Origin of the sequence: Halomonas sp. Bachu 37, assembly GCF_039691755.1 — a bacterium.
Taxonomy (GTDB): Bacteria; Pseudomonadota; Gammaproteobacteria; order Pseudomonadales; family Halomonadaceae; genus Vreelandella; species Vreelandella kashgarensis.
On the sequence record NZ_CP137552.1, the window covers coordinates 1,087,870 to 1,100,845 of the forward strand.

Sequence of the window (12,976 nt, forward strand, 5' to 3'; positions counted from 1 at the left end):
CTTTTTGCTTGAATTCAGGAAACTCAACGAATCTGGAGATAGGAATGACGTCATGCGTCCACTACCAGCGTCACGATGATATCGGCGTGATAAGCATCGACAATCCCCCAGTCAATGCGCTTAGCCATGCGGTGCGTAGCGGTATTTGCCAGGCACTGGACGAGGGACAGGCCGATGACGCCGCCGCTGCTCTGGTCATCATGGCAACGGGTCGGACCTTCATTGCCGGCGCGGACATTCGGGAATTCGGCAAGCCGCCGCAAGCGCCTTTGTTGCCCGATGTGATCGCCCGACTGGAAAGCAGCTCCAAGCCGATTGTCGCCGCACTGCATGGCACGGCATTGGGCGGCGGGTTGGAGGTGGCATTGGGTTGCCAGGTGCGTATCGCCCTGCCCGGCACACGGGTCGGACTGCCCGAGGTCAAGCTCGGCTTGCTGCCCGGCGCCGGCGGTACCCAGCGCCTGCCACGCCTGGCGGGAATGCAGACCGCCCTCGACATGATCACCAGCGGCCGCTTCGTCAGCGCCGATGAAGCCCTTGAGTCAGGAATAGTGGATGCCATCAGCGCGGAAAACGATCCGCTACAAGCCGGCATTGCGATGGCACGAGACGTTATCGCCGGTCGGCTAACCCCGCGGGTTACCGGCCAGTTGCCAGCGCCAGAAATCGACGAGGCGGCACTCGCCCACTATCGCAGCAAGCTGGAAAGCGAAGCCCCTGAGTTGTTCTCTCCTTTTCGCTGTATCGATGCCATCGAAGCCAGCAGCCAGGGTTCACTCGAAGAGGGATTGCGTCGGGAGCGGGAACTGTTCCTCGCCTGTATGGACTCGCCCCAGCGTGCGGGATTGATCCACGCCTTTTTCGCCGCCCGCAGCCCGCATAAGGTACCCGACGTGGACAGCGCGCCAACCCTTGAACGCATTGCCCTGTTGGGCTCGCATCCTCTGTTCGAGCAGCTCGAGGCCAACGCCGAACGTGCGGGCATCGAACTGGTGAGGCACGCAGATGAGTCGACACGGGCCTGTCTCGTGGCGCCGGGCCATGACATTCCCACCTCTTGCCAGCCGGGATGCATGAAGGTCATGCTCTGGGAGCTGGAAAGCAGTCTCGATAATCCCAATGCCGATGCCGATGCCGAGATGCTGCTGGTCATGAAGTCGTCCAACGGCCCGCTGGAAATCGTTCTCCGGACCGGCACTCAGGCGCAGCAGCAAGCCCTGGCCAACACCTTGAAGGCGCTGCGCAAGAGCATCGTGGTGAGCTGCGAGCAAAGCATCCTGGCCACACTGCTGAACGCCAGCCAAGGCCTGCCCGCGGAACAACATTACTTGGCCTGGCAGGAAGCAAGCCAGCGAATTGCCGCCGAAGGATTCTGTTACCGCCCCAGCGACATCGATTTTCTCGCTGTCGAGGCGCTCGCGTATCCGCGCCACCTGGGCGGCCCGCATCGCCAGGCAGAATAAACATCAATTAGAAACTCGAAAGGCCTCTTGCGAGGCCTTTTTATTATCCAACGCTTTTACCTACGCGAAACTCCTACAGCTTGCTCTCGAGCTCCGGCAGGATCTCGAACAGGTCTCCCACCAGGCCGTAATCCGCCACCTGGAAGATCGGCGCTTCCTCGTCCTTGTTGATGGCGACGATCACCTTGGAGTCCTTCATCCCCGCCAGGTGCTGGATGGCACCGCTGATGCCCACGGCGATGTAGAGTTCGGGGGCGACGATCTTGCCGGTCTGACCCACCTGCATGTCGTTGGGCACAAAGCCCGCGTCCACCGCCGCTCTTGATGCGCCGATGGCGGCCCCGAGCTTGTCGGCGATGCCGTCGAGCAGCTTGAAGTTGTCGCCGTTGCCCATGCCGCGGCCACCGGAGATGACGACCTTGGCTCCGGCCAGTTCGGGTCGGTCGGATTGGGCCAGTTCCTGCTTGATGAAGGTGGACTGGGTGTTCTCGACCACGACGTCGACCGTTTCGACAGTGGCGTCGTTGCCTTCGCCCACGGCGTCGAAGCCGGTGCTGCGCACGGTGATGACCTTGAGTGGGTCGGCGCTCTGCACGGTGGCGATGGCGTTGCCGGCGTAGATCGGGCGCTTGAAGGTGTCGGCGCCGTCGACTTCGACGATCTCGGATATCTGCGAGACGTCCTTGAGCGCGGCGAGACGCGGCAGGACGTTCTTGCCGGTGGTGGAGGCGCTGGTGAGGACGTGGCTGTAGTCGTCGGCCAGGGCGACCAGCAGTGCCCCGAGGGGCTCGGCGAGCTGGTGGGCGTAGACGGCGTTGTCGGCAAGGCGGACCTTGGCGACGCCGTCGAGCTTGGCGGCGGCGTCGGCGGCGGCTTGCACGCCGTCACCGGCGACGAGGACGTTGATGTCGGCGCCATTGTCGGCGGCAATGCGTTGGGCGGCGGCGACCACGTGGGCGGTGGCGCCGGCCAGCTGGCCGTCGTGGAGATCGGCGAGTACCAGTATGCTCATGCAATTAGCTCCTATCAAAGCACCTTGGCTTCGTTCTTGAGTTTGTCCACGAGCTCGTCGACGGAGCCCACCTTGACGCCGCCCTTGCGTTCGGCGGGGGATTCGACCTTGAGCAGGGTGACCTGGGAACCGGTGGCGACGCCCAGGTCCTCGGGGGTCTTGCTGTCCAGCGGCTTCTTCTTGGCTTTCATGATGTCGGGAAGCTTGGCGTAGCGCGGCTCGTTCAAGCGCAGGTCGGTGGTGACGATGGCCGGCAGCGTCAGTTCCACGGTCTGCAGGCCGCCGTCGATCTCGCGGGTGACGGTGATCTTGTCGCCGTCGACCGTGACCTCGGAGGCGAAGGTGCCCTGGGGCAGGTTGGTCAGCGCGGCGAGCATCTGGCCGGTCTGGTTGTTGTCGGTGTCGATGGCTTGCTTGCCGAGGATCACCAGGTTGGGTTGCTCGTCTTCCACCACCTTGGCCAGCAGCTTGGCCACGGCCAGGGATTCGACCTTGTCGTCGGTGGCGACGTGGATGGCGCGGTCGGCGCCCAGCGCCAGGGCGGTGCGCAGTTGTTCCTGGGCGGCCTTGGGGCCGATGGTCACCGCCACCACTTCCGTGGCCACACCCTTCTCCTTCAGGCGTACTGCTTCTTCCACGGCGATCTCGCAGAAGGGGTTCATGGCCATCTTGACGTTGGTCAGTTCCACATCGGAGTGGTCGGGCTTGACCCGGATCTTGACGTTGTAGTCGATGACGCGTTTGACCGCGACGAGGATTTTCATACACAAGCTCCTGTTTTCATGAACAAAACCCTATTTCATACATATCAGCTCACCACCCTGCCAGCAGGAACCAGACCGCCAGCAAAGGAATCGAAGCACAAAGAAAAATACCATTCCAGCGGTAACCGATACGGGTCGAAGGAATGCCGGTGAAGCGCGACAGAATCAGCATCGAGGCCGTCATCGGTGAGGACATCAAGGCCAATGCCCAGCCCACCATCAACGATGCGCCTATCAATGGCGAGGAAAGCCCCGCTATATTCAGCTGCGGTAGCAAGCCGGCCAGCAGGGTCACGGTGACAATGGGATTGATGCCGACCTGCGCCAGCCCCATCACCAGCAACATGGCAATGACGACGGTAAAACCTCCCAGTGAATCCAGCAACGTCAAAGCCGTTGCGAGGCTCGCCGTATCCACCAGCCCCACGCACAGATGGCCGAGATAACCTGCTGAACCCAGCACCACCAATTCGTTTCCGGCCGGCGCCAGCAACCAGGGCAACTGACGATGGAGGCTGTGTGCTGCCGCTACCGTACCACCCCAACCAAGCCGACGGCGCTGCCAAGCCAGCCAGACGAAAGCAGCTGTCGGTGCGCCCATCAAGGCGGCGATGGGCAAACGTACCTCCAGCCCCCAGGAGAATACGAAAACCAGCATGACGATGGCTGTCAGCAACAAGCAAAAATGGGCCAGAGGCCGCAGTGAAGGTGGCGATCGACGATCTCCCTGTACGGCGGGATGAGGACCAGTCAGATGATCGATTGCCCAGCCGGACAGGAAAATGACCAGAGCGGCACCGAGTACATAGGGAGCCAGCTCAGGCCATGTCAGGCCCGGTATGGTGGAAAGCACCACCGCTACGCCGATGCCCATGGGAGAAATCAGCGGTGCCAGGGAGAATCCGCGCAGAAGCGCCAGCATCATGCGCCGTTGGCGGGCCTGCTGCACCCAGGTCCGCCCTTGGGCAGCCACCAGAGTATTGCTTTTCTCGATCATCGAAGCGAACAGATTGAGCACCCCAATGTTGAGAATGATGCCGAACAGCGCCGCCCCCAGTGACAAGATGGGATATCGCCTGCTGGGTGGTTGCAGCAACATGCTCTGACCACAGCGCCGCACCAGACGAGAGCGATAGGCCGGCAGGCGCAACAGGCTCAAGGCCACGATGAACGTCACAAAGAAGGCGAAGCGCCCTGCAGCCTCGAAGAGCAGCAAACCGGGAGCGTCGGCTCGCCACAGGACCAGCAACGTAAGCAAGGTCGCAACGCCGAGAAGCCCCCGGGCCATTACCGAAAGCCCATGGCGGACCGAAAGAAGATAACTGCCCAAGGCCAGCACTCCTGCCGCCTGAACCACTGCATTTCCCGCTACCAGATGCCACAAGGTGGTTAACGTGACGATGCCCAGCAAGGAAGCCTGGAATCGCGCCTTGGTCACTCAGGCACGCCTTGTTGGGTTTCGCTACCGCTACGACGCCGAAAGGCCCCTTCCGCCAATGCCACCAGGTTACCCGCTTCGTCTCGAACCTCGCCACTGGACATGAATGTCTTGGCACCTCCGCCACGTACCGTTCCCGTAGCCCGCAAGACGCCGTGCCGTGCCGGGCTGACGAAGGTGGTGGTCAACGATAGCGTCATCCCCTTGCGCACGTGTCCCGGTGTCGAGCAGTAGAGTCCCGCCAGGCTGAGCGCACTGTCGAGCATCGAGGTGAGCACGCCGCCGTGCACGATGCCGCTTCGGTTGAGATGCTTGTCAGCGATATTCAATTCGATGACGACGAACTCCTGCGTCCACTCGACCACCTGCATGCCCAACAGTTCGTGATATCCCATGAGGCTTTGCGAAGTCTCGGCACCGTGTCGGTCAGCATCACTCATTCACCTGCTCCTTTTGTGCGATGTCCCTTAGCCGTCCCTTAGCCGTCCCTTGAGAATCTTGCCGCTGGCGGTGGCCGGCAGGCTTTCCATCAGCATAATCTGTGTGGGCCGTTTGTACGGTGCCAACCGCTCGGCGATGAAGTTTCTCAGCTCCGCCTCCTCCAGCATGGTGCCCGGCTCGCCCTGGACGAAGGCGACCGAAGATGTTTTCATCCGGCACCTGACGAGGGGTGGGCAACGTCATTACGACGCCTCCCGCACCATGTTACGGGCAATGACCAGCTGCTGGATCTGGGTGGTGCCTTCGTAGATACGGAACAGACGGACGTCACGATAAAAGCGTTCCACAGCGTACTCGGACATGTAGCCCGCGCCGCCGTGTACCTGAACGGCGCGATCCGCCACACGGCCGACCATTTCGGCGCAGAAGAGCTTGCTGCAGGAGGCCAGGGTCGAAACGTTCTCACCCGCGTCCTTGCGCCGTGCTGCGTCCAGCACCATGCACCTGCCGGCATATGCTTCGGTCTTGCTGTCGGCCAGCATGGCCTGCACCAACTGATGATCGGCCAGCTGGGCGCCGAACTGCTGGCGTTCCATGGCGTAGTTGAGCGACTCCTCGACCAGACGGTCGGCCACGCCCACGCACACGGAGGAGATATGCAGCCTGCCGCGATCGAGGACCTTCATCGCCGTCTTGAACCCTTGGCCCTCCTTGCCGCCGATGATGTTTTCCGCCGGCACACGGCAGTTCTCGAAGATGATATCGCAGGTATGGGCCCCCTTCTGGCCCATCTTGTTATCCGCCGGGCCACGCTTGAGCCCAGGCGTATCGCCATCGACGATAAACGCCGTGATTCCCTTGGCGCCCTTGACACTGGTATCGGTACGCGCCATCACGGTAAAGACATCCGCTTCGGGGCCGTTGGTGATGTACCGCTTGGTCCCGTTGAGGACATAATGATCGCCATCGCGTATCGCCGTGGTCCGCAGGCTGGCGGCGTCCGACCCGGAATCCGGCTCCGTCAGGCAGAAGGAACTCAACAGCTCACCTGTCGCCAGCCGCGGCACGTACTTCTCTTTCTGTTCAGGGGTGCCGTCGATCAGGATGCCCTGGGCGCCGATGCCGTTATTGGTACCGAAGACCGAGCGGAACGCCGGTGATGTCTTGCCGATCTCCATGCCGACCAGGACCTCTTCCTCCATGGTCAGGCCGAGACCGCCATACTCTTCGGGAATCGACAGGCCGAACAGCCCCATCTCCTTCATCTCTTCCAGCAGCTCGGCGGGTACCGCATCGTCTTCGGCAAGACGTGCTTCATTGGGAATCAAGCGCTCGCGCACGAAACGTGAAATGGTATCGAGCAGCTGATTGAGAAGTTCGGGATCGCGAATCATGACGTGTCCTCAAGGAATTGGCGGGATTGCCCCGGGAGCGATAAACGGCGGGATCACAAGCCGCCTTGATGTCGGCCTGTTTCGCTACCGCTTGCTTTGCTTGTCAGGCACTTTTGCATAGCCTAGGATGGCAGTCAATAAACGGAACATGGTTTTGCTTAGCGAAACAATATACAGGCTAACTATTTCATCCCACCCATCTTTGAGCAGCCGCCTTGCCGTTGCTTGCGATGACACAGCCATCGCGACCAGAACGCTGGCGAAACTCACGCCCCGTAGCAGAGGACACCTTTAATGACCACACCCCAGCAGCAAACCCAGTTGCCCTTTCACACACTAGGCATCGTCGGCACCGGAGCCATGGGGCGCGGTATCGCGCAACTGGCCGCCCAGGCGGGGGTCAAGGTAATGCTACATGACACGCGTGACGGCGCGGTACAGGAGGCCAAGGAGTTCATTGGCGGCTTGTGGGACCGCAGCCTCCAGAAGCAACGCTTGAGCCAAGCCCAGGTGGAACAATACAAGGCCTCTCTGTATCAAGCCGATGGCCTGGATGACTTGTCCGAATGCGACATCGTCGTTGAAGCTATCGTGGAAAAGCTGGAAGCCAAGCAGCAGCTCTTCCAGGAACTGGAAAATATTCTGGAGGAACGCGCGGTACTGGCGACCAACACTTCGTCGTTATCGGTTACGGCGATAGCTTCCGCTTGCCAGCGCCCCGAGCGCGTCATCGGCTTTCACTTCTTCAATCCCGTGCCGCTGATGAAAATTGTCGAAGTCATCCCGGGGCTGCGCACGGCAATGGCGGTAACCGAGCGCGTCGAAGCACTGGGACAGGCCATGGGGCACTTTACCGCGCGAACCACCGACACACCGGGGTTTCTGGTCAACCATGCCGGGCGCGCCTACGGCACCGAGGCCTTGAAGATTCTGGGCGAGAATGTGGCCGACCATGCCACCATCGATCGCATCCTGGTGGATCAAGGCGGCTTTCGCATGGGGCCGCTCAGCCTGCTCGATCTGACCGGTCTGGATGTTTCCCATGCGGTGATGGAATCGATCTACCATCAATACTACGAGGAGGCACGCTTTCGCCCCTCACCCATTACGCGCCAGCGCTTGAATGCCGGATTGCTGGGGCGCAAGAGCGGAGAAGGTTTCTATCGCTACGAAGACGGCAAGGCCGTGGTGGAAGACGAGCCGCCCATTGCCCAGTCGGCGCCACGCCCGGTATGGCTTGGCGTCGATGAGCAATCTGACCGCCAGGCTCTGGCTGCACTGATAAACGCTGCCGGCTGGCCTTTGGAAACTGCTGAAGAGCCCAGTAACGAGGCCCTTTGCCTGCTGGCTCCCTTGGGCGAAGACGCTACCACCTGCGCCCTGCGTCTGGGTCTGGACACAAGTCGCTGTGTCGCCGTGGACATGCTCGCCGGGCTGGCGTCGCGGCGAACCTTGATGACCACTCCCGCCACATCGGCGGAAATGCGCGATGCCGCCACGGCCCTGCTGGGCGCCGATGGCACCAAGGTCAGTGTGATAAACGACAGCAACGGCTTCGTCCTGCAGCGCGTGGTGGCCTGTATCGTCAATGTCGGGGCCGATATCGCCCAGCAAGGCGTCGCCGCACCCGATACCATCGACCGCGCCGTCGAGCTTGGCCTGGGCTATCCCCAAGGTCCGCTACGTATGGGAGATCACTACGGTAGCCGACGCATCCTGACGATTTTGGAGAACCTGCTGGCCGCCACCGGTGACCCGCGTTATCGCCCCAGCCCCTGGCTGCGTCGAAGGGCCGCCTTGAACCTGCCCCTCAACACCCTGGACAACCGCTGAGTGCTGACCGGAAACGCCGCCTTACGTTGATTCCTGGATGCCTGCGTTACAAGAGGACTTTTTCATGATCTGGATTCCAGGGTAGCGTCAATAAAGACACGCGAGCTATGCGATACTTCGCATGCCAAACGAAATCGTCGAGAAGCCCATGAAACGACTGGATGACACAACAAATACTACAACAAGCGAGAGCGAGTCTTCCGAAAAGGATCGCAACTTCGTCACCGCTCTGGCCCGGGGGCTGGAACTGCTGCGTGCCTTCGGCGCCAAGGAGGAATATCTGGGCAATGCCGAACTCTCCAACCGCACCGGTATACCGCGGCCGACGGTTTCGCGCCTCACCTACACCCTCACCCAGCTAGGTTACCTTCAGCATAACCAGTATCTCGAAAAGTACCGTCTGGGCGCGGGTATATTGGCGCTGGGGTATCGTTACCTGGCCAATATCGGTATTCGCGACATTGCCCGGCCTCACTTGCAACAACTGGCAGACTCCACCGATTGCAATGTCAATCTCGGCGCTGCGGAGAAGACCTCCATGGTCTATTTGGAAACCTGCCACGGCAGCGGCCCGTTGATCATCCGTCTCGATGTCGGTTCACGCCTGCCCTTGGCCACGACGGCCATCGGCCGCGCCTGGCTGTGCGGGCTGCCCGATGAACGGCGAGACAAGGTACTGCAGGAACTCAAGCAGCTTTATGGCAAGGACTGGCCAAAACTGGAAAAGGGTATTCAGAAGAGCCGCGAAGACTACGCGCGCTATGGATTCTGCCTTTCCGAAGGGGAGTGGCAGACCGATATCAGCGCCGTCTCGATGCCGCTTGTCCTGGAAGATGGTGCGGAAATCATGGCTATCAACTGTGGCGGTGCGAGCCTGCGCCTGTCTCACGAACGTCTGGTGGAAAAAATCGGCCCGCGCTTGAAGGAAGTCGCCGATAACATTCGCCACGAACTCGCTCCCAAGCGCTGAGCTGACATCATTTGATACAAGACTCTATGCAACTGACAGCGTTCGGCATAAGCGACCGACCGGCACACCATCTTGCACCGCGCCCAGAGGTCTGGGTAAGGTAAGGAATAAAATCAAGCGTTTCCGTCTCGTACGGATAACCGGGGCAGAGGAGGCATGGATGTCGGGCCCATGGATTGATTGCCAAACCAATCAGCTGGCGTTTTCGGACGAGTGGGTATTGGCACACTACACTGAAATCAAGGCTGCCATTCATTCATTGCCATCTCAACGCTCGGTCACAAGGATTTCTCTGCAAGGATTACAGGCCATCGATACAGCAGGCGCTTCCTTGATGGTGGAATTACTAGGGCCCGCACGGGTTCAGGAAGTCGATGACTGGGCGCCCGATCTCAGCGCTGAACAGCGAGCTCTGTTGAAGCGCGTCGCCACTGCCATGGTGTCTCCCCTGGAACCCGAGGACACCACGCCCTCACGCCTGGTCGCCGCGTTGGAAAGCCTGGGCCGAAACGTCACGGGGCTATGGATGCAGCAGCGTCAACTCCTGGGTTTTATCGGCCTGGTGCTAGCCACCCTAGTGTGGGTGTTGATAAGACCCCGTCATTGGCGTATTACCGCCACCGTGGCCCAGGTACAGCAAACCGGCCTTAACGCCGTTCCCATCGTGGCACTGCTCACCTTCATGGTAGGAGCGGTGGTGGCGTTTCTTGGGGCCACTGTGCTCAGCGATTTCGGCGCGACCATCTATACCGTCAATCTGGTTGCTTTCGCCTTTTTGCGGGAATTCGGCGTACTGCTTGCCGCCATACTGTTGGCCGGACGTACTGCCAGCGCCTTTACCGCGCAATTGGGGGCGATGAAGTCCAATGAGGAAATCGATGCGTTGCGAGCCCAGGGTCTGAATCCGGTCGAACTGCTCGTTCTGCCTCGGGTGCTTGCCCTATTGATCAGCCTGCCCCTGCTCACCTTTGTCGGTATGCTATGCGGCTTGGCGGGGGGCGCGGCTGTTGCGGTGGGAACGTTGGATATTTCGCTTACCCAGTATCTGTACACCATCGAGCGTGATATCCCGCTGAAGCACTTCCTGGTCGGCCTGGGTAAAGCCCCGTTATTCGCTTTCGTCATCGCGGTCATCGGATGTCTGGAAGGCTTCAAGGTGAGTGGCAGTGCCCAATCCGTGGGTGAGCACACTACCTCCAGCGTCGTGCAATCGATCTTCATGGTGATACTGCTGGATGCGCTCGCTGCGCTCTTTTTCATGGAGATGGGATGGTGAATGCCCCTCGGCATGAGACCGTGATCCGAGTGCGCGGGCTGGTTAACCGCTTCGGCAGCCACAGCGTTCACGAAGCGCTCGACCTTGAGCTTTTACGCGGCGAAATACTCGGCGTGGTCGGGGGCTCGGGAACGGGAAAATCGGTCCTGCTTCGCAGCATCGTCGGCCTCAAGCCACCCGATGAAGGACGCATTGAGGTATTCGGGCAGGAACTGGCTCACCTCTCTTCCCGGGAGCGAGCCCAAATGGAGCGGCGGTTCGGCGTGCTCTTTCAACAGGGAGCCTTGTTCAGTTCGATCAACCTGCAGGAGAATATCGCCCTGCCCTTGATAGAGCACGCCCGGCTATCGCGTGCCGATGCCGAGCACCTTGCTCGCATCAAGCTTTCCCTGGTGGGTCTGCCACCCCAGACTGCACTGCAGTTCCCCGATTCTCTCTCCGGCGGCATGATAAAGCGAGCCGCCTTGGCCCGGGCCATGGCACTCGATCCCGACGTATTGTTCCTCGATGAACCGACGGCTGGACTCGACCCCATCGGCGCAGCGGCGTTCGACCGGCTGTTGCTGACCTTGCGGGACGCGCTAGGCTTTAGTGTATTTCTGGTGACTCACGATCTCGACACCCTGTATGCCACTTGTGACCGCGTGGCGGTACTGGCGCAAAAACGCGTATTGGTCGCGGATACGCTGGACAAGGTGGCTACAACCGAGGATGAGTGGATTCAGGACTATTTTCATGGTCCACGCGGCAGAGCCGCTCAGCAGGCCGTCTCGCAACAGCCTCGCCACCTATCATCGCCTGACCAGGAGCCACAATCGTAATGGAAACACGCGCCCATCATGTCGTGATCGGTTTATTCACCGTGGCAATAACTGTCGCCGCGCTGCTATTTGCATTATGGATCAGCAGAAGCAGTAGTGACCGCGAATACGAGACTTACCGCATCCTGTTCGAGCGCAGCGTAAGCGGTCTTTCCACTGGTAGTAAGGTCCAATACAGCGGCATTGAAGTGGGTGAGGTTACCCAGCTTGAATTGGCGCCGGATGACCCTCGCCAGGTGATTGCGCGGATACGCGTCGGCAGCGGTACTCCGATCAAGGAGGACACGCGAGCACGCCTTGCCTATGCCAACATCACCGGCAGCATGACCGTGCAGCTGCATGGCGGCACCCCGGAAAGCCCACCGCTGACCAGCTCTAACGATGAACCACCCCTCATCATCGCCGACCCTTCCCCCCTTGCTACGCTCTTCGATGAAGGCGGTGATATCATCAATAATATCAATACGATACTTGAAAATATCAATGATCTTTTCAATGATCAAAATGCAAAGCAAGCCGGCAATATTCTTGCCAACCTGTCAGATATTACCGATATGGTGGTCGCTCAGCAGGAAGCGCTGGATACCAACATGAAACTCTTCAGCGAATTGTCGCGCGAAGCCACGCGCACCGTCACAAGTGTCAATGAGCTCACTCATTCCGTGCAACATTTGCTGGAACAGGAGGGCGAAGCCGCCTTTCGCAATGCTTCTCAGGCCAGCTCGAGTCTTGCCAATGCCGCACGACATGTCGATCGATTGGTGACGGACAATGCCAGCGCCATCGAAGTCGGCCTGCAGGGAACGCGCGATATCGCTCCCGCGTTAGAGGAGTTACGCGCCACCTTGTCCAACCTCAACCGTATCACTCGCCGACTCGAGGAAAATCCACGCGACTTTCTACTGGGAGGTGACCGCATCGAGGAGTTTCGCCCATGATAGCTCACGCCGCACACTCGAAGTGGCTAAGATGGCTCCCCGCCTGCGCCATGGCAATAGCCTCCAGCAGCTGCACCCTCCTTCCGGAAAAAGAAGCAATAACGCTATATACCCTTCCAGCCGCCCCTATTCCCAGCCAAACACAATCGCCCAGTACAGCCAGCCTAGTGGTGGCTACACCGGAAGCGGATCGCCTGTTGGACAGCGAAAGAATCGTGGTGGCGCCCGAGCCCAATGTCATCAATATCTACGGTGGCGCGCGCTGGCATGCTACAGCGCCAATCATGGTGCGGGAGCGGCTGATCAAGGCACTGCAGCAGAGCGAGCTCTTTACTACCGTGAATAGTGACCGCCTGCCCGGCGATCTGGCACTCATCAGCGAGCTACGGCGTTTCCAAAGTGAGTACACGCAAGACGTGACACAGGCCGTCATCGAGCTGGATACCCAGTTACGTGACCCGCGGAGCAACCGGCGCCTGGCCAGCCGCCAGTTTTCCGCAACCGCCATCGCCGAGAACGAGGAAATTCCGAGTGTCGTCGCCGCCTTCGGCGAAGCCGGTGATCAACTCAGTCTTGCCGTCGTGGAGTGGCTGGCCGAGGAGAGAGACAAGCTTGTCAGTGAATGA

At 60.1% G+C, this 12,976-nt stretch carries 13 protein-coding genes; 7 read left to right on the forward strand and 6 right to left on the reverse strand.

Annotation, left to right across the window (positions count from 1 at the left end; all coding sequences use genetic code 11):
* Positions 1-44: 44 nt before the first annotated feature.
* Positions 45-1,463, forward strand: a complete 1,419-nt coding sequence (locus tag R5M92_RS05000) for an enoyl-CoA hydratase/isomerase family protein (RefSeq protein WP_346798305.1) — start codon at positions 45-47, stop codon at positions 1,461-1,463.
* A 73-nt stretch (positions 1,464-1,536) separates the two neighbouring features.
* Here R5M92_RS05000 and R5M92_RS05005 read toward each other — a convergent pair whose 3' ends face one another.
* From R5M92_RS05005 to R5M92_RS05030, 6 genes are read right to left on the reverse strand one after another with little or no spacing between them, the layout of a single operon-like run.
* The gene (locus R5M92_RS05005; protein WP_346799251.1) at positions 1,537-2,475 is read right to left on the reverse strand and encodes an electron transfer flavoprotein subunit alpha/FixB family protein; all 939 of its coding nucleotides are present in this window, start codon (positions 2,473-2,475) and stop codon (positions 1,537-1,539) included.
* A gap of 14 nt (positions 2,476-2,489) precedes the next feature.
* Positions 2,490-3,239 (reverse strand): electron transfer flavoprotein subunit beta/FixA family protein, encoded by a 750-nt coding sequence (locus R5M92_RS05010; RefSeq protein ID WP_346798307.1) that lies wholly within the window; start codon positions 3,237-3,239, stop codon positions 2,490-2,492.
* Between the two features lie 49 nt (positions 3,240-3,288).
* The gene (locus tag R5M92_RS05015) at positions 3,289-4,677 is read right to left on the reverse strand and encodes a hypothetical protein (protein WP_346798308.1); all 1,389 of its coding nucleotides are present in this window, start codon (positions 4,675-4,677) and stop codon (positions 3,289-3,291) included.
* Positions 4,674-5,117 (reverse strand): PaaI family thioesterase, encoded by a 444-nt coding sequence (locus tag R5M92_RS05020; RefSeq protein ID WP_346798310.1) that lies wholly within the window; start codon positions 5,115-5,117, stop codon positions 4,674-4,676. The genes R5M92_RS05015 and R5M92_RS05020 overlap by 4 nt, the downstream gene beginning before the upstream one ends.
* Positions 5,118-5,144: 27 nt before the next feature.
* On the reverse strand, positions 5,145-5,330 hold the full coding sequence (locus R5M92_RS05025) for an AMP-binding enzyme (RefSeq protein WP_346798311.1): 186 nt from the start codon (positions 5,328-5,330) through the stop codon (positions 5,145-5,147).
* 30 nt (positions 5,331-5,360) lie between these two features.
* Positions 5,361-6,512 (reverse strand): acyl-CoA dehydrogenase family protein, encoded by a 1,152-nt coding sequence (locus R5M92_RS05030; RefSeq protein WP_346798312.1) that lies wholly within the window; start codon positions 6,510-6,512, stop codon positions 5,361-5,363.
* 294 nt (positions 6,513-6,806) lie between these two features.
* Here R5M92_RS05030 and R5M92_RS05035 point away from each other — a divergent pair, with 294 nt between their 5' ends.
* From R5M92_RS05035 to R5M92_RS05060, 6 genes are all read left to right on the forward strand, one after another.
* Complete coding sequence (locus R5M92_RS05035; protein ID WP_346798314.1) at positions 6,807-8,345, forward strand: 3-hydroxyacyl-CoA dehydrogenase; 1,539 nt, start codon at positions 6,807-6,809, stop codon at positions 8,343-8,345.
* Between the two features lie 148 nt (positions 8,346-8,493).
* Positions 8,494-9,315, forward strand: coding sequence for an IclR family transcriptional regulator (locus R5M92_RS05040; protein ID WP_346798316.1), 822 nt, complete (start codon positions 8,494-8,496; stop codon positions 9,313-9,315).
* Between the two features lie 160 nt (positions 9,316-9,475).
* Positions 9,476-10,591: an ABC transporter permease gene (locus tag R5M92_RS05045; protein ID WP_346798318.1), complete on the forward strand. Its 1,116-nt coding sequence runs from the start codon at positions 9,476-9,478 to the stop codon at positions 10,589-10,591.
* On the forward strand, positions 10,585-11,412 hold the full coding sequence (locus R5M92_RS05050; RefSeq protein ID WP_346798320.1) for an ABC transporter ATP-binding protein: 828 nt from the start codon (positions 10,585-10,587) through the stop codon (positions 11,410-11,412). Before R5M92_RS05045 ends, R5M92_RS05050 begins: the two co-directional genes overlap by 7 nt.
* Positions 11,412-12,350: an MlaD family protein gene (locus R5M92_RS05055; RefSeq protein ID WP_346798322.1), complete on the forward strand. Its 939-nt coding sequence runs from the start codon at positions 11,412-11,414 to the stop codon at positions 12,348-12,350. The genes R5M92_RS05050 and R5M92_RS05055 overlap by 1 nt, the downstream gene beginning before the upstream one ends.
* Positions 12,347-12,976, forward strand: a complete 630-nt coding sequence (locus R5M92_RS05060) for an ABC-type transport auxiliary lipoprotein family protein (RefSeq protein WP_346798323.1) — start codon at positions 12,347-12,349, stop codon at positions 12,974-12,976. The genes R5M92_RS05055 and R5M92_RS05060 overlap by 4 nt, the downstream gene beginning before the upstream one ends.